At 60.9% G+C, this 16978-nt stretch carries 11 protein-coding genes; 2 read left to right on the top strand and 9 right to left on the bottom strand.

Annotated elements, in window-relative coordinates; translation table 11 throughout:
- Nucleotides 1–41 precede the first annotated feature (41 nt).
- The 9 genes from TSA66_RS17905 to aroC all read right to left on the bottom strand — a co-directional run bounded on the left by TSA66_RS17905 (nucleotide 42) and on the right by aroC (nucleotide 11106).
- Nucleotides 42–2918, bottom strand: a complete 2877-nt coding sequence (locus TSA66_RS17905; RefSeq protein WP_040040934.1) for a FimV/HubP family polar landmark protein — start codon at nucleotides 2916–2918, stop codon at nucleotides 42–44.
- Nucleotides 2919–3211: 293 nt separating this feature from the next.
- A complete protein-coding gene (asd, locus tag TSA66_RS17900) occupies nucleotides 3212–4348 on the bottom strand; it encodes an aspartate-semialdehyde dehydrogenase (protein WP_084199699.1) in 1137 nt (378 codons plus the stop codon).
- Between the two features lie 35 nt (nucleotides 4349–4383).
- Complete coding sequence (gene leuB, locus TSA66_RS17895; protein ID WP_040040932.1) at nucleotides 4384–5457, bottom strand: 3-isopropylmalate dehydrogenase; 1074 nt, start codon at nucleotides 5455–5457, stop codon at nucleotides 4384–4386.
- Nucleotides 5458–5481: 24 nt separating this feature from the next.
- Entirely contained in the window at nucleotides 5482–6129 is a 648-nt protein-coding gene (leuD, locus tag TSA66_RS17890; protein WP_040040931.1) for a 3-isopropylmalate dehydratase small subunit, read from the bottom strand.
- Nucleotides 6130–6180: 51 nt separating this feature from the next.
- Complete coding sequence (locus TSA66_RS26345; protein ID WP_084199697.1) at nucleotides 6181–6303, bottom strand: entericidin A/B family lipoprotein; 123 nt, start codon at nucleotides 6301–6303, stop codon at nucleotides 6181–6183.
- Nucleotides 6304–6327: 24 nt separating this feature from the next.
- Nucleotides 6328–7731 carry a 3-isopropylmalate dehydratase large subunit gene (leuC, locus tag TSA66_RS17885; RefSeq protein ID WP_040040930.1) on the bottom strand — a complete coding sequence of 468 codons (1404 nt, stop codon included), beginning with the start codon at nucleotides 7729–7731 and terminating at the stop codon, nucleotides 6328–6330.
- A 154-nt stretch (nucleotides 7732–7885) separates the two neighbouring features.
- Entirely contained in the window at nucleotides 7886–8704 is an 819-nt protein-coding gene (locus TSA66_RS17880) for a M48 family metallopeptidase (RefSeq protein WP_232429489.1), read from the bottom strand.
- An 8-nt stretch (nucleotides 8705–8712) separates the two neighbouring features.
- Nucleotides 8713–9888: an MFS transporter gene (locus TSA66_RS17875; RefSeq protein WP_040040928.1), complete on the bottom strand. Its 1176-nt coding sequence runs from the start codon at nucleotides 9886–9888 to the stop codon at nucleotides 8713–8715.
- Nucleotides 9889–10005: 117 nt separating this feature from the next.
- Nucleotides 10006–11106: a chorismate synthase gene (aroC, locus tag TSA66_RS17870; RefSeq protein WP_040040927.1), complete on the bottom strand. Its 1101-nt coding sequence runs from the start codon at nucleotides 11104–11106 to the stop codon at nucleotides 10006–10008.
- Nucleotides 11107–11445: 339 nt separating this feature from the next.
- On the opposite strand from aroC, the gene TSA66_RS17865 reads away from it, so the two are divergent.
- A complete protein-coding gene (locus TSA66_RS17865) occupies nucleotides 11446–13686 on the top strand; it encodes a putative bifunctional diguanylate cyclase/phosphodiesterase (protein WP_040040926.1) in 2241 nt (746 codons plus the stop codon).
- Nucleotides 13687–13711: 25 nt separating this feature from the next.
- Nucleotides 13712–16972 (top strand): PAS domain S-box protein, encoded by a 3261-nt coding sequence (locus tag TSA66_RS25730; RefSeq protein ID WP_052452416.1) that lies wholly within the window; start codon nucleotides 13712–13714, stop codon nucleotides 16970–16972.
- Nucleotides 16973–16978 lie beyond the last annotated feature (6 nt).

Raw genomic sequence — 16978 nt, 5'->3', positions numbered from 1 at the left:
GCCCGCATTGCGTCGCGCCCGTTTATGGTTGAGTGTCCGGACTATGCGAGTTCCAGCAACAGCGATTTCGCCTTTTCGCTCTGCTCGGGCGAACCGCCTTTCATGACTTCGTCCAGCAGTTCGCGCGCGCCTTCCTTGTCGCCGATCTCGCGATAGGCAATCGCCAGATCCAGCTTGGTCGCCATCTCGGCGTCGACCGACGTCGTATTCAGATCCAGCGACGGCAGTTCGTCGAACGACTCCATGGCGAGCTCGGGCGCGGCATTCGATTCACCTGGATTCAGGTCGAGATTAATCCCGGACAGGTCGAAATCCAGCGACTCGGGCTCGGCAGGAGACTCCGGTTCCGCCTGCGCGTGCGAAGCAGCCGGCACTTCGGGCAAGTTCGGAATGCCGATATCCAGCGCGGCGCTTTCTTCCGAAGGCAATTCCAGCGGCGCGTCCTTCGCGGCGGCTTCCTCCTGTGCCTGGAACTCGAGATCAGCGATTGGCGGAATCGGATCGAGTTGCAGGTCGGCCAGCGATTCCGGTTCAGATTGCGGCACCGGCTCCGGGGCCGCTTCGACCGGCTTGGCCGGTTCGTCGAGGAAGTCGAAATCGATCGACGCGAGATCGGCCGAAGGCTCGGCCGGCGCCGGATGCGGAATCGTGTTCGGGACCTTCGCGAGATCCAAGCCGTCCAAGTCAAAGTCAAGATCGTTTGAATCCGCCTTCGCGGTCGGCAGTTCCGGCTCCGGTGTCTCCTGCGGGAGCTCAAGCGGCGCGTCGGCCCCTAGCGCGGAATTGTTGAAGTAGGAGGTATCCGTTTCGAGCGAGCTTATTTCTTCGCTAGGCGCGTCCGGCTGGGTGGTTGCTAACAGCGTGGCCAGGCCCTGATCTTCCAGCGGCTGGGTTGGTGCAACCATGCCGGCAGCGGGCGCGGAATCGGACTCTACAGTAACCTTGCCGCCGGCATACAGCGGATTGTTCGGATCGATCGCCGCCCCCATGGAAGCGGCTTGTGCCCACTCGTCGCCTTCGCCCTTGGTCAGGCCGTACAACTCGGTTGCCAGCACCTCGAATGCGCGCAAGTCCTTGCGATTCGAGTAAATCTCCAGCAGTTTGACACGCACCGAATGGCGGTCTGGCTGCGTGCGCAGCGCCTCCTTCAGAATCTCTTCGGCCTGCGCATCGCGACCATAAGCGATATACACATCGGCCTCGGCCACCGGATCAACTTCATTGGTATCGAGCTGACTGGCCGACGGTGAAAAGCTGGAATTGAATACGCTATTGTTGGTATCGACGCTCTGTCCACCGGTCGAACCGAACAGCGAATTGGCCTTCAGACTGGAGTCGGTAATGATGCTGTCCTCGAACTGCTTGCTCTTCCTGCGGCGCGCGCTATAAATGCCGAGCCCGCCCAAGGCAACGAGCAATGCGCCAAGTCCCGGTAGCACCAACGGATTGTCGAGCAGTCCGTCGAAGAAGCTTGGCTCCGGTGCCGGTGGCGGTGGCGGCGCAACCGCCTTCGGTTTTTTCACCACTGGTGCGCTTGCCGCAGGTGCGGATGCGGCCGGTGCAGAGGCCTCCGGAGCAGACGCAGACGGCGATGCTGCGTTCGGCGCCGATGCGGCGGCAGGCGCTGTCTGCGTCTCGGTCTTTGGTTGTTCCTGTTTGCCGTCGTTCGGTGCCGCAACGGCCGGAGTGGATGCGGCTGGTGCGGCAGGCTTGGCTTCTGACTTTGCCGCCTCGGCCTGCTTCTGCTGTTCGGCCAGCCCCTTGTTCTTGACCTCCAGGACTTTCTGCAGGTCGGTTACGTTCTTCTCGAGCTCCTTGATGCGGGCACTCGCTTCGGCAGCCGCCTTTTCCTTGGCAATCTTGTCTTCGGCCGATGCAGCGCCGGCTGCCTTGTCCGGAGCGGGAGACGTCGCCGAGTTGGACAACTTCAACTTATCCTTCGATTCGCTGGCGGGCGTCGGCTTTTCTTCGACCTTGGCAGTAATCTTGCCACTAGCGCTCTGTTTGGTTTCGCCGGATTTCTGCGGTGCCGCCGTAGCGACCTGTCCTGCCAGCTTGCTGCGGTAATTATGGAAATCCGCCGATTGCGCCACGACGATGCCGCGTGCTTCGGATTTACCGACTCGCTGTGCTTCATCAGCGCTTGGCACGGTCAATATCTGCCCTGCCTTAAGGCGATTCATGTTGTTGCCGGCGAATGCGTCGGGGTTGGCCTGGTACAGTGCGACCAGCATCTGGTCGAGCGACACACCGCCGCTCTTGTACTGGCTAGCGATCTTGGCCAGAGTGTCGCCGTTCTTGACTTGGTATTCGGCGGCTCCCGCCTCCCTGCTCTCCTGCGGCGCCGGCTTGACTGCTTTGGCTGTTTGCGGCTTGGATGCTACCGGCTTCTCTGCGGGCGCAGCCGGGGGCTGCGTGACAGCGGGTTGCGGCGGATTGGCGCGAGCCTGCTCGGCACGCGGCGCGGGCGCCACCTGTGCCGGTTGTGCTGCACGCATGTCCGGCGGGTCCAGCAGGAAGGTGTATTCGCGTACCAGGCGTCCATTCGGGCCGCCCAGCTCCAGCAACATGTCGACGAAGGGCTCGTTCAGGGGTTGGGTCGACGTGACATAAACGAATTGGCGTCCGCCGCGTTGCTCCACGGAGAAACGCAATGACGACAAGGCCGAATTGTAGTCGACGCCAGCCTGGCGAAAGGCTTCCGGAGATGCCAGTTTCGCGACCAGTGCGCCGGCCTCGTCCTTGGCCACGGTGCTAAGCTCGATTTCGGCGCGCAAAGGCTGTCCAAGCGACGACAAGACTGTCAGCTTTCCCATGCCTGCGGCATACGCATTGGAGAACAGCAGGGCCGAAGCAACTGCGGCACTGATCGTCTTCAAATTGAGCGAGCCGAACTTCTGGCGTGTGGTTGCATGCATGTTTGATGGCATAGGAGGCATTCCGTTTGCGTATCTGGTGGAGGCACAATTACCGCGCCAATTTATCATTGTTTTGGGGAACTTTCACCATATCATCATGGACTTAGGCGTGCAAGTGTAACCAACTTGCTAAGTTGTACTAGGCGCCGGGCCTTATTAGACACAGGACTGCGCTGGAAAATCATACAAAGTCAATGTTGCGCGTTGACAACGTAATTGGGGCCTGCCTGCAACCGGTTCCTGTCGAACCGACTGCAGGCAGGCCCCAGCGCCCTACTTTCCCAAGCTTCTGATCAGGCGTCCAGCACGATGCGCAGCATGCGGCGCAGCGGTTCGGCAGCGCCCCATAGCAACTGATCGCCGACAGTGAATGCCGACAGATACTCGCCGCCCATCTGCATCTTGCGCAGGCGACCGACCGGGATGTTCAGGCTGCCGGTGACAGCCGCCGGGGTCAGGTCCTTCATCGATGCCTCGCGATTGTTCGGGACAACTTTCGCCCACTGATTGGTCGCGGCGATGATGCCTTCGATCTCGTCCAGCGGCACGTCCTTCTTCAGCTTGATCGTCAGCGCTTGCGAATGGCAGCGCATGGCGCCAATGCGCACGCACAAGCCATCGACCGGGATGGCCGACTTCGCCGCTGCACCGAACGCCTCGCCACGGCCAAGAATCTTGTTGGTTTCCGCGCCGGCCTTCCACTCTTCGCGCGATACGCCGTTGCCGAGGTCCTTGTCGATCCATGGAATCAGGTTGCCGCCGAGGGGCACGCCGAAATTCTTGGTCTCATCGGCCGTAAGCGCATGCTGCTTGGCCAGCACCTTGCGATCGATTTCCAGGATTGCGGAAGCAGGATCATCCAGCAGCGCCTTGACTTCGGCATTGATCGATCCGAACTGGGTCAGCAATTCGCGCATGTGTTGCGCGCCGCCGCCGGAAGCCGCCTGGTAGGTCATGGACGTCATCCATTCGACCAGATCGTGCTGGAACAGGCCGCCCAGGCCCATCAACATGCACGATACGGTGCAGTTGCCTCCGATGTAATTTTTCACGCCACGCGACAGCGCGTCCTTGATCACGTTCAGGTTGACCGGATCGAGCACGATGATGGCGTCATCCTTCATGCGCAGCGTGGAAGCCGCATCGATCCAGTAGCCATTCCAACCGGCTGCGCGCAGCTGCGGGAAAATCTCGGTGGTGTAGTCGCCGCCCTGGCAGGTAATGATGATGTCGCACTTCTTGAGCTCATCAATATTGTTGGCGTCTTTCAGCGCGGTCTCGTTTTTCGCCATTGCAGGAGCCTTGCCGCCTGCGTTGGACGTCGAAAAGAACACCGGCTCGATATGAGCGAAATCGCCCTCTTCCTGCATGCGCTGCATCAGGACCGAGCCCACCATACCGCGCCAACCCACCAGACCGACTAACTTCACGATTTTCTCCCTCAATACACTTCAAAAAACTCTGCTCACTGCGCGAGTGCCTTCACCACGGCGTCGCCCATTTCCTTCGTTCCGACCTTGGTCGTGCCCTCTTCGTAGATGTCCGGCGTACGCAGGCCCTGCGCGAGCACCTTCTTGACCGCATTCTCGATGCGGTCGGCCTGTTCGGCCTTGTTCAATGAATAGCGCAGCATCATCGCGGCCGACAGGATTGTCGCCAGCGGATTGGCGATGCCCTTGCCTGCAATGTCGGGCGCAGAACCGTGCGACGGCTCGTACAAGCCCTTGTGGTTCGCATCCAGCGACGCCGACGGCAGCATGCCGATGGAACCAGTCAACATGGCAGCGGCATCGGACAGGATGTCGCCGAACATGTTACCGGTGACGATCACGTCAAACTTCTTCGGTGCACGCACCAACTGCATCGCCGCATTGTCTACGTACATGTGGTCGAGCTGCACATCCGGGTATTCTTTGTGCACGTCGGTCACGATGTCTTTCCAGAACTGGAAGGTTTCCAGCACATTCGCCTTATCGACGCTGGTCAGGCGCTTGCCACGCTTGCGCGCCGCCTGAAACGCCACATGCGCGATGCGGCGGATTTCGGTTTCCGCATAGCGCATCGTATCGAAGCCTTCGCGTTCGCCTTTAAACGGGCCGTCGGGGCACTCGCGCACACCACGCGGCTGACCAAAATAAATGTCGCCGGTCAGTTCGCGGATAATCAGGATATCGAGGCCCGACACGACTTCCGGTTTGAGCGTCGACGCTCCGGCCAGTTCCGGGTACAGGATGGCCGGACGCAGGTTGGCAAACAGGTTCAGGTTCTTGCGCAGACCGAGAATCGCCTGCTCCGGACGCAGCGCGCGCTCCAGCTTGTCGTATTTCCAATCGCCGACCGCACCAAACAGCACCGCATCGGCTTCCTTGGCAAGTTTCAAGGTACCTTCCGGCAGCGGATGGCCGTGCGCCTCGTAGCCGGCGCCGCCCACCGGCGCGCTTTCCATTTCAAATTTTTCATCGAGCGCGTTCAGCACGCGTGTCGCCTGCTCGATGATTTCGGGGCCGATGCCGTCGCCCGGCAGATTTGCGATTTTCATTTGGTCTTCTTGGCTATCTATTTATTAAATCGTATTTGCAAGCCAGGGCTTTGCAGCGAGATGGCGCTCTTCGAATGCACGTATCTTGTCGGCGTGGCGCAGCGTCAGGCCGATATCGTCCAGGCCATTCAACAGGCAGTACTTGCGGAACGCGTCCACCTCAAACGGATACACGGCGCTGCCGTTGGTCGTGCTGACCACCTGCTTTTCCAGGTCAACCACCAGGCGATAGCCGGGGAATGCCTTGACTTCGTTGAACAGCTGGTCGACCTGCGTTTCCGACAATACGATCGGCAGCACGCCATTCTTGAAGCAGTTGTTGAAGAAGATGTCGGCGAAGCTCGGCGCGATGATGGCGCGGAAGCCGTATTGCTGCAGCGCCCAGGGCGCATGCTCGCGCGAAGAGCCGCACCCGAAATTCTTGCGGGTCAACAGGATGGATGCGCCCTGATAGCGCGACTGGTTCAGCACGAAGTCGGGATTCAACGGGCGCTTGGAATTATCCATGCCCGGCTCGCCGTGGTCGAGGTAACGCCATTCGTCGAACAGGTTCGGGCCGAAGCCGGTACGTTGGATCGATTTCAGAAACTGCTTCGGGATGATGGCGTCGGTGTCGACATTGGCACGATCGAGCGGCGCAACCAATCCTTCGTGTACGATAAATTTATCCATGGTCTTGATCTCACTGGGCGCCTGCCGCAGCGGCAGGCGCCTTGCATTTCCTTATTTTCTCGCTGCGCTCTCGACGACTTCGCCGGCGCGCTTCACATCCTTGCCGATGCCTTCCACCGTGTTGCATCCCAACAGAATGAGCGAGGAAAACAGCAGAGCGAACAGATTTTTCATTTTTATTTGCCTCCCTAAATGCCGCTAGCGCAGCGCGCGCACGTCGACGAAGTGCCCGGCAATGCCTGCGGCGGCCGCCATTGCCGGCGACACCAGGTGAGTACGGCCGCCCTGCCCCTGGCGCCCTTCGAAATTGCGGTTGGACGTCGATGCGCAACGCTCGCCCGGCTCCAACCGGTCGGCATTCATCGCCAAGCACATCGAACAGCCCGGTTCGCGCCATTCGAAACCGGCTTCCTTGAAGATCTTGTCCAGCCCTTCGCGCTCAGCCTGTTCCTTCACGAGGCCGGAGCCCGGCACCACCAGCGCCAGCTTCACGTTCGATGCGCGGTACTTGCCGCGCACGACGGCGGCGGCGGCACGCAAGTCTTCAATGCGCGAATTGGTGCACGAGCCGATGAACACCTTGTCGATGCGGATGTCGGAGATCGATGTATTCGGCTTCAGGTTCATGTAGACCAGTGCCTTTTCCATCGCGTCGCGCTTGACGGCATCCTTTTCCTTGTCCGGGTCCGGCACGCGGTCATCGACGGCGACCACCATCTCGGGCGACGTGCCCCAGGTAACTTGCGGCTTGATTTCGGCAGCGTTCAAGGTGACGACCATGTCGAATTTCGCGCCTGCATCGGAATGCAGCGTACGCCAGAATTCCACCGCGCGGTCCCAGTGAGGACCGACCGGCGAGAACGGACGGCCTTTCACATAGTTGATCGTGGTGTCGTCCACCGCCACCATGCCGGCGCGCGCGCCCGCTTCGATCGCCATGTTACAGATCGTCATGCGACCTTCCATCGACAGCGCACGGATGGTAGAGCCAGCGAATTCGATTGCATATCCGGTGCCGCCGGCGGTGCCGATCCTGCCAATCACGGCCAGCACGATGTCCTTGGCGGTCACGCCCATCGGCAGCGCGCCGTCGACCTGCACCAGCATCGACTTGGATTTCTTCGCCAGCAGCGTCTGTGTCGCAAGAACATGCTCCACTTCGGACGTGCCGATGCCATGCGCCAGACAGCCGAATGCGCCGTGGGTGGAAGTGTGCGAGTCGCCGCACACGACCGTCATGCCCGGCAGGGTGGCGCCCTGCTCCGGCCCAATCACGTGCACGATGCCCTGGCGCTTGTCGCGCATGCTGAAATAGGTGAGCCCGTATTCCTTGGTATTGGCGTCGAGCGTCTCGACCTGCAGGCGCGATACCGGATCGGCGATGCCCTGGGCGCGGTCCGTGGTCGGCACGTTGTGGTCGGCCACCGCCAGATTGGCGGAATTGCGCCACGGCTTGCGTCCGGCCAGTTTCAGACCTTCGAATGCCTGAGGGCTGGTGACTTCATGCACCAGATGACGATCGATATAGAGAATGGCGGTGCCGTCCTCTTCGGTATGCACGACGTGCGATTCCCAGAGTTTGTCGTAGAGCGTTTGAGCCATGTTTCAAGAGCGAGCCAAAAGGGTGCGCCATGCAGCGCAAAACGGTGAAAATAGTTCTCGATTATGCCATAGTGCAGCGCAAAACCTGCGGCGCGCGCGATGAAAAGCGCCCGCATTCGCATCCGGCGGGCGTTTGTTGATTTTTTTTCAATCCCTACTTCTTGCGCGCCTGCTCGTAGAGCGGCATCACGCGTTGCGAATAGTTGGTCAAGTCATTGAGCCGATCTTCGCGCGGCGGGTGGGTAGACAGGAATTTGATCGGCTCGGCGCCACCGACCTGCGCCATTTTCTGCCACAGCGAAATCGCCGCGCGCGGATCATAGCCGGCGCGCGCGGCCAGCTCCACGCCGATGCGGTCGGCCTCCGACTCCTGATTGCGCGAATGCGGCAGGCCGACCAGTCCCATGTACGCGTATTCCGCACCCTTCTGCCCAACATCACCCAAGCCGAGCAATTCGGAACCGATCTGGATCAGGCTGCCCGCTACCATCTGCTCCGACGCCCGCTCGCGCGAATGCTCACGCAAGGCGTGCGCGATTTCGTGGCCGAGGACGGCGGCCAGCTCCTCATCGGTGGCATGGAGCTGTTCGATCAAACCCGTGTACACGGCAATTTTGCCACCAGGCATAGCCCAGGCATTCACTTCCGGAGAGGTCAACACATTGGCTTCCCAACTCCACTGCAATGCGTCAGGGCGGAAAACCGCAGTTTGTGGAATCAGACGATTGACGATGTTGCGCACGCGCTGCACCTGAGCAGAATTCCGGTTGAGCAAGCCTTTGCTGCGCGCCTCATTCATCACCTGGGCGTACTCCTGGCTGGCCGCCTCCTGGATTTCAGCCGCCGGCACCACCATTCGCTGCTCGCGCGTTACGCCGACCGCACCGCCTTGCGTGGTTTGCACCGTTTCGCAGGCAACCAGCGAGAGCATCATCGCTGCCGCCAGCATCCGCTTCCATAGTGGACCTCTCATAGCCGTTTTCATTTTCTCTCCTCATGACGATGGGGTTGCCAGCGGTACGACAATGCTGCTGCGAAGGCGCCCGCCAGCGAGAACATTGCTGCCATTAAATAGACTGTTTGCGAGCCAAATGTATCCCAGAAAACGCCCAAAATCAGTCCACCGACGGTTCCGCCCAGCCCGTACGAGATACTCGTGAACAGCGCTTGCCCGCGCGCCTGCAGCGGCCCGGAGAACCAGCGCTGCAGGGTCGCCACGGATGCAGAATGATGAGTGCCGAAGGTGGCCGCGTGCATCACCTGCGCAATCAGCAGCAGGATCAGCGACTGCGCGCCGAAGCCGATCAGCAGAAAGCGCACCACCGCAATCAGGAGGCTGGCCATCATCAGCTTTTGTACGCCGAAACGACGAAAAATTGGAGCCTGGAAAAAGAAAAACGCGATTTCCACTACCACGCCGAGCGACCACATGAGGCCGATCACGGTGTTGCTATAGCCGATCTGCGCCAGGTACAGCGAGTAGAAGACATACAGCGACGCGTGCGCCGCAATCATCATGAAAGTGGACACAAAAAACGCCAGCACTTCGCGCCGCCTGAGCAGTGCGGTGACCGATGGCGTGCCGTGCGGCATAGGCCCGGGCGCCGCCTCCTGCATGCGCAGGCTGGCGACCAGCACCAGCGCAAGCAACGATATCGCGATCCAGGGCATCAAATGGATGCCGAAGCGATCGAGCACCGGCCCGGCGATCGTCACCGTCAGGATGAAGCCGACCGACCCCCACAGCCGCAGGCGGCCGTAATGCGTGAGGTCGCCGCGCATCTCCGACAGCATCAATGCTTCCGACAACGGCGCCTGTGCGCTGGTAAACAAGTTCACCAGAACCATCACCAGAAAGAAGTGCGCAAACGTCTGCCCGACAAAGATGCCGGCGAAGAGCGCCGTGGCTGCCACGGCCGTCAGCCGCAATACCGTTACGCGCTGCTGGTGACGGTCGGCCACCCAGCCCCACAGGTTGGGGCCAAAGATGCGCATGACTTGCATCAGCGACATCAGCACGCCGATCTCGGCGGCGCTCATGCCCTTGCCTGAAAAATACAGGCTCGCATAGGGCGAAAAGACGCCGACGTAGCCGTAGTACGCGAAAAAAAACAGAGCGAAACTGAACGACTGCTTGGGCCAGGACGGATGCTGCACGGGAGTGATGTTATGAGTGCTGCAGGCTTGGTTGCGCGGCGCCCCGCCTGCCCTCAGCCTGTCGAAGGACCAACGTCAACAGCCCGGGAATGGCGCCCGGGCAGCGGCTTGCCAACATTATTTGATGCGCGCGGCAATCTTCGGCGTATCGACGCGCACGTCGCCGCACTGCGCACGATGACGCAGCGCGTGGTCCATCAAGACCAGCGCCAGCATCGCTTCCGCAATCGGGGTGGCGCGGATGCCCACGCAGGGATCGTGGCGCCCGAAGGTTTCGACGTTGACCGGATTGCCGCTCTTGTCGATCGAACGGCGCGGTGTGCGAATGCTCGAGGTGGGCTTGATTGCGATCGACACCGTGATGTCCTGCCCGGTCGAAATGCCGCCCAGGATGCCACCGGCGTGATTGGTCGCAAAGCCGGCCGGCGTCAGCTCGTCGCCGTGCACCGTTCCCTTTTGTGCAATCGACTCGAAACCGGCGCCGATTTCGACGCCCTTGACTGCGTTAATGCCCATCATCGCGTACGCGATATCGGCATCCAGCTTGTCGTAAATCGGCTCACCCAGGCCGACCGGGACGTTTTGCGCCACCACGTCGATGCGCGCGCCGCAAGAGTCGCCCTCCTTGCGCAGCGTATCCATGTACGCCTCCAGTTGCGGCAGGATATCCGCATTGGCGGCAAAAAACGGATTGTTCGGCACATGCTCCCAAGACTGGAACGGGATAGCGATCTCGCCGAGCTGGCTCATGCATCCCATGAAAGTAGTGCCGAACTGCTGGTGCAGCCATTTCTTGGCGATGGCAGCGGCGCCGACCACCGGCGCAGTCAGGCGTGCCGACGAGCGGCCGCCGCCGCGCGGGTCGCGGATGCCATATTTATGCCAGTACGTATAGTCGGCATGGCCCGGCCTGAACGTATCGGCAATGTTGCCGTAGTCTTTGCTGCGCTGATCTTCGTTGCGAATCAACAACGCGATCGGCGTACCTGTCGTCTTGCCCTCGAATACGCCGGACAGGATTTCCACCGTATCCGATTCCTGGCGTTGCGTCACATGGCGTGACGTGCCCGGCTTGCGGCGGTCGAGTTCGGGCTGGATATCCGCTTCCGACAATGCCATGCCCGGCGGGCAGCCATCCACCACGCAGCCGATGGCCGGTCCGTGTGACTCGCCGAAAGTGGTGACGGAAAAGAGCGTGCCGAAAGTGTTACCGGACATGTTGATATCGAATTGATTAGGAAAGGCACGATTTTAACGTATCACCCTTGTGATCGTTGAAAAAACGAGACAACCAACAGTCGGGAAGACAGATTAACCGCGCAGAAAAAATTAAAGAAATCCGCCGATTGCACGACAACGAAATATCGTGCAGTATCCGAAAAATAATTTACAGAGTGAAATTATTCTACTGAAAGCATGATCACCGGATAACCGCCCCGGAACAGCACCAAGAAAAAATTACTAGCCTGGCAATACAAAACACATAGTCGTATCGTTTCACATGGAATTTTCTGTATATTGCTTTCAGGCAAAAACCTCTGAGCTGCGGAGGGGACAATGAGCAGATCGAGAACATCGGCTGACGACGATCTTGTATTTCTGGAAGAGACGGCAGACGTGACCGGCAGCACCGGGCGCCCGACCGGGCAACCCGTATGGCGGGTCATGATCGTCGACGACGATGTCGATGTCCATTCCGCGACCATGTTCGCGCTCGCCAACCTGGAAATGCAGCACCGCCCCCTGGAATTCCTGCATGCCTATTCGGCGGCACAGGCGCGCGATCTGCTGGCATGCGAACAAGACATTGCTGTCATCCTGCTCGACGTCGTGATGGAACAAGGCGAATCTGGGCTGCAACTGGTGCGCCATATCCGCGAAGTACTCAAGCTCAGCGAGGTACGCATCATCCTGCGCACTGGCCAGCCCGGCTACGCGCCGGAAATTGATGCCATCCGCGATTTCGACATCAACGATTACAAGACCAAGTCGGAACTGACACGCATCAAGCTGTACACCACCGTGACTGCAGCCATTCGCTCCTACGAACAGATCTGCGCGATCAACGCCAGCCGGCGCGGGCTTGACCGTATCGCGCGCGCCAGTTCCGAACTGATGGCGCTGCACGGGCTGGACAGCTTTGCCGCTGGCGTCCTCAGCCAGGTGGCTCGCCTGCTCGATCTGCCTCCGAACGGGCTGCTCTGCCGGCATGAAAAATCGGACAACCTCGGGCAAGAATTGCTGAGCGTGGCCGCCCTCGGGCCGCACGCCGGGCTACTGAACAAGCCGATCTGCGCGCTTTCCAGCGCCCATATTGCCGGCGCCATGCAGGCAGCCCTGCGCGAGCGTCGCCACGTCTACGGAGATGATTTCGCTGCGCTTTACCTTGGCGGCAACGCCAGCGCCGAGTTCGTCGCGTTTTTCGATACCGGTAAGGTCCTCGGCGAAATTGAACAGCAACTGCTGAATGTATTCTGCCGCAACATCGCCGTCGGCCTCGACAACGTGCTGCTGATGTCGCGCCTGCACACGTCGGCATTCTACGATCCGCTGACCAAGCTGCCCAACCGCACCCGGCTGAGGGAAATGCTGGATGCAACGCTCGCTGCGCCGTCGAGGCCAGAGGCAACGCTTGCCCTGGTCGACATTGACCACTTTGCGGAGACCAACGACGCGCTGGGCCATCAATTCGGCGACTCGCTCTTGCTGGGCGTGGCAGCGCGCCTGCAGTCGGAGCTGGGCGAACAGCTGGTCGTCGGGCGCGTGGGCGGCGACACCTTCAGCGTGCTCGGCAATGCTGCGCTCGTCAATCCGAATGTGATCCTGAACCTGTTCGACAAGCCGTTCCGCATCGACGGGCAAGAGGTGCAGCTGTCCGCCACCGCCGGCCTGGTCAACCTGCACGATTACGATGGCTGCGGCGCGGATGCACTCAAGGATGCCGACATTGCGCTCAAGCGCGCCAAGCTGCTGCAACGCGCAGGCCATTTCTATTTCTCGCGCAGCATGGGCGTGGACATCCGCGAACGGGTGCGCCTCATGCATGCGCTGCGATCGGCCCTCGAAGCGAAGGAACTGTTTGTCGTTTATCAGCCACAAATCGACCTCGCGACGCGGCGACCGGTCGGAGCCGAAGCCTTGCTGCGCTGGAAAACCAAGGACGGCACCTTCATCGCCCCCGACCGCTTCATTCCGATCGCCGAATACTCCGGCCTGATCATCGAAATCGGCGAACAGGTGATGCGCGTGGCCTGCGAGGAACTGGTGCGCCTGCAGGCGCTCGGATTCACCGATTTCACGATGTCGGTCAATGTCTCCCAGGTACAGTTCCGCCATCCGCGCTTTCTCGACACGCTGCGCAACGTGCTGGCCGATACGGGGGCGCCGGCCTCGCGCATCGAACTGGAAATCACTGAATCGATTGCGATGGAAGAACCCGACGCATTGATCGAGCTGCTCGGCAAGATCAAGCAGATCGGGGTCAGCATCGCGATCGACGATTTTGGCACCGGCTTCTCCTCGCTCAGCTACCTGCAGCGCCTGCAGGCCGACCGGCTCAAGATCGACCGCGGCTTCGTAACGGAGATCACCAGCTCCGCGCGCGGCAGCAGCATTGCCGAAATGGTGATCCAGCTCGGGCGCAACCTCGGCCTGTCGGTGGTGGCAGAGGGCGTGGAAGACGATCGCCAGGCACAAATCCTGGCGGCGCTCGGCTGCCCCCTGGCCCAAGGCTACCTGTTTGCACGGCCGATGCCGGCCGACCAACTGCAGAAGTGGCTGGCGCACCACGCCGCATGACGCCACATTTCTTGCCGGAGCGGCCATGATGCGCAGAGGACGCACCCTGACACTGCGGCGCGCCATCGTGCTCATGGTGATGCTGGGCTTGCTGATACCAGCCCTTCTCATTAACGGCTACTCCTGGTTCAAGCGCTATAACGACGATATCCGCAAGCAAACCGAAGACTTGTTGCAGCAGAATGCCGCCGTGCTGGCCAATGGCATGCAGGAGCCGCTATGGAATCTCAACCATGAAAGTGGCAACGCCCTGCTGGAAGCGATGATGTCGCGCAACGAGGACGTCGTGCGCATCGACGTGCGCGACAACGCGCTCGGGGTGTTCGCTGCGGGCGAGCGTCCGGAACGACGCAGCGGTTATACCGCCGCCACCGAAAGGCCCGTTCTCTACCACGGCAGCACCATTGGCTCGGTGCAAATCGAAGTCGGCAGCGCACGGCTGCGCCGCATCATGATCGATGACCTGCTGCAGTCGACGATAGCGGTGATCGCGCAGGCGGCGCTCTCGATCGTGCTGATCCTGATCCTGCTGGACCGGCGCCTGGTGCGCCCGCTGCAGCGGATCAGCCTCGGCGCCGAACGACTGGCCGCGCGCCAGCTGGAAGTGCCGTTTACCTGGCAGCGGCTCGATGAGCTCGGCTTGCTCAGCCGCCGCATGGAAGACACCCGGATCAGCCTGCGCAAGCTATTCGACGAACTCGACCGCAAGAACCGGGAATTGGAACAGGACATCGATCAGCGCAAGCGCGTCGAACAGGAGTTGCACGAGCGCGAAGAACGCTTCCGCGTGCTGGTCGAACAAAGCCCGATCGCGATCATCGAATGGAACAGCCGGTACGAAGTCATCGAATGGAACGCGGCGGCGGAAAACATCTTCGGCCACGCGCGTGCGCAGGCGATCGGCCGGCACGCCGGCTTCATCATCCCGAATGCGAGTCGCGACGCAGTCGATGCGGCATTTCGCAAGATAGTCGCAGGCAGGAGTGAGCACCGCCAGATCATCGAAAACTGCCGGGCCGACGGCCGGATCATCACCTGCCAGTGGAACCATACCTACATCGCCGGAGAAGACGGCAGCGCCGACCGGCTGCTATCCATCGCGGAGGATATCACCGAGAAACGCCGCGCCGAGGATGCATTGAGCTTGTCCGAAGCCAAATTCGCCGGCGCATTCGACTGCAATCCGGATGCAGTCACGATCTTGCGCATGAACGACGGCGTAATCATTGATGTCAACCAGACGTTCGTGGAGATGACGGGCTATGCGCGCCAGGAAGCGGTCGGCATGACCTCGGTCGAACTGCAGATGTGGATCAACCCCGAGCAACGGGTAGCCATGTTTCGCGAGCTGCGCATCCACCACAGCGTGCGCAACTTTTCCTGGGAAATGCGCACCAGGCAGGGAACTCAGCGGAAATGCACCACCAACGGCACCGTTTTCAGCGCCAGCAACGAAAGCTACATTCTCGTTGTCATCCGCGATGTCACCGATCAGCGCCTGCTCGAGGCACAGAAGGCGGAAGCGGACCGTGCCCTGCTGCGCCTGGCGCAAGGCACGCGCGACATCGCCGGCGAGTCCTTCTTCGACCTGCTGGTGGCGGACCTGGCTTCGGCGCTGCGCACTGATTGCGCGTTCATCGGCTTGCGCATGCCGGGCGCGCCTGACCGGCTCCGCACCATTGCGGCCCACGAGCGGGGCCACAGCATCGCGACCTTCGACTTTGCGATTGACGGTACTCCGTGCGAGCGAACGCTGGAAGGAGATATCTACGTGTATGCATCGGACGTTCAGCGAAGTTTTCCGGCCGCCCCGCTGCTGCCCCAGTACGACTGGCAGAGTTTTGCCGGCGCCGTGCTGCGCGATGCCGCCGGCAATACAGTCGGGGTGCTGGCGGTACTGCATTCGCAGCCGCTCGGCAATCCCGACCTGGTGCGTTCGCTGCTGCAAGTCTTCAGCGAACGTGCGTCGGCGGAACTGGAAAGAAAGCGCGCCGAAGAAGAACTGCGCGCCAGTGAGCAGCGCTTTTCCAGCATTTTCCAGTCTTCGCCGATCGCGATGTTTGTCACACAAGTGCGCGGCAACTACGTCATCAAGGATGTCAACCGCGCATTCGAGCAATTGTTCCTGCGCAGCCGCGATTCGGTGTTCGGAAAAAACACTTCCGAGCTTGGCTTGTATTGCAACCCCGAAGATCGCGTTGCACTCATCGCGGAATTAAGGCAGACCGGCACTGCAGACAGCAGGCCCGAGATATGGATGCTCCGTGGCGACGGCAGCAAGGTCCTGGTGGAGATATTCGGCCATACCTTTACGCTGGCCGGCGACAAGTTCGGCATCCTGGCCTGCACCGACGTGACCGACAAGCGCCGTATCGAGAATGAAATCCGCGAACTGAACGCGACGCTCGAGCAGCGGGTGATCGAGCGCACCGAGGAACTGCAGCAAGCCAACGAGGAACTGGAGTACACGCTCGGCACCTTGAACATGGCGCAGGAAGAGCTGGTGCGCAGCGAAAAGCTGGCCGCGCTCGGCTCCCTCGTTGCCGGCATCGCGCATGAACTCAATACGCCGATCGGCAACAGCCTGATGGTCGCCAGCACCCTGCTCGACCAGAGCCGATCGCTGAATGCCAGCTACGCCAGGGACAACGGCATCAAACGCTCGACGCTCGAACACTACATCGCGGACACGGGAAACGCTGGCGACATTTTGGTGCGCAATCTCCAGCGTGCAGCCAACCTCGTCGCCAGCTTCAAGCAGGTGGCGGTCGACCAGACCAGTTCGCAGCGCCGCACGTTCTCGGTTGCGGAAGTGGTGGCGGAAATCATGCTGACCTTGTGGCCGACGCTGAAGAAAACGTCATTCTCAGTTAAGCAGGACATCGCCGGCGGCCTGAAAATGGACAGCTATCCCGGGCCGCTCGGGCAGGTCATCACCAACCTGGTGAACAATGCGCTGCTGCACGGCTTCGAAGGCCGCTCTGCCGGCACGGTGCTGATATCGGCACATGATGCCGCCGACGGCTGGCTGGAGCTCCTGGTGCAGGACGACGGCGTGGGAATCCCGCCCGCCAATCTGAACCGCATCTTCGATCCCTTCTTCACCACCAAGCTCGGCTCCGGCGGATCGGGGCTGGGCCTGAACATCGCGCACAACATCGTGACCGGCATCCTGGGCGGACGCATCCGTGTGCACAGCGAACTCGGACGCGGCAGCTCCTTCATCCTAAGCCTGCCGCTGGTTGCGCCACAGCGGCAGAGCGACGAGGAAGCGTTGCGGGCATGACGCTCG

Origin of the sequence: Noviherbaspirillum autotrophicum (assembly GCF_000818395.1) — a bacterium.
GTDB classification, from domain to species: domain Bacteria; phylum Pseudomonadota; class Gammaproteobacteria; order Burkholderiales; family Burkholderiaceae_D; genus Noviherbaspirillum; species Noviherbaspirillum autotrophicum.
The sequence above is the reverse complement of the archived record's forward strand: the minus strand, read 5'-3'. Positions and strand labels throughout refer to the sequence as shown.

Bases quoted from the DNA above. Each gene is read 5' to 3' on its own strand.
- leuB (WP_040040932.1), bottom strand. From the start codon at position 5,457: ATGAAAATCGCAAATCTGCCGGGCGACGGCATCGGCCCCGAAATCATC.
- TSA66_RS25730 (WP_052452416.1), top strand. From the start codon at position 13,712: ATGATGCGCAGAGGACGCACCCTGACACTGCGGCGCGCCATCGTGCTC.
- TSA66_RS17905 (WP_040040934.1), bottom strand. From the start codon at position 2,918: ATGCATGCAACCACACGCCAGAAGTTCGGCTCGCTCAATTTGAAGACG.
- TSA66_RS17865 (WP_040040926.1), top strand. From the start codon at position 11,446: ATGAGCAGATCGAGAACATCGGCTGACGACGATCTTGTATTTCTGGAA.
- TSA66_RS26345 (WP_084199697.1), bottom strand. From the start codon at position 6,303: ATGAAAAATCTGTTCGCTCTGCTGTTTTCCTCGCTCATTCTGTTGGGA.
- leuC (WP_040040930.1), bottom strand. From the start codon at position 7,731: ATGGCTCAAACGCTCTACGACAAACTCTGGGAATCGCACGTCGTGCAT.
- aroC (WP_040040927.1), bottom strand. From the start codon at position 11,106: ATGTCCGGTAACACTTTCGGCACGCTCTTTTCCGTCACCACTTTCGGC.
- leuD (WP_040040931.1), bottom strand. From the start codon at position 6,129: ATGGATAAATTTATCGTACACGAAGGATTGGTTGCGCCGCTCGATCGT.
- TSA66_RS17880 (WP_232429489.1), bottom strand. From the start codon at position 8,704: ATGAGAGGTCCACTATGGAAGCGGATGCTGGCGGCAGCGATGATGCTC.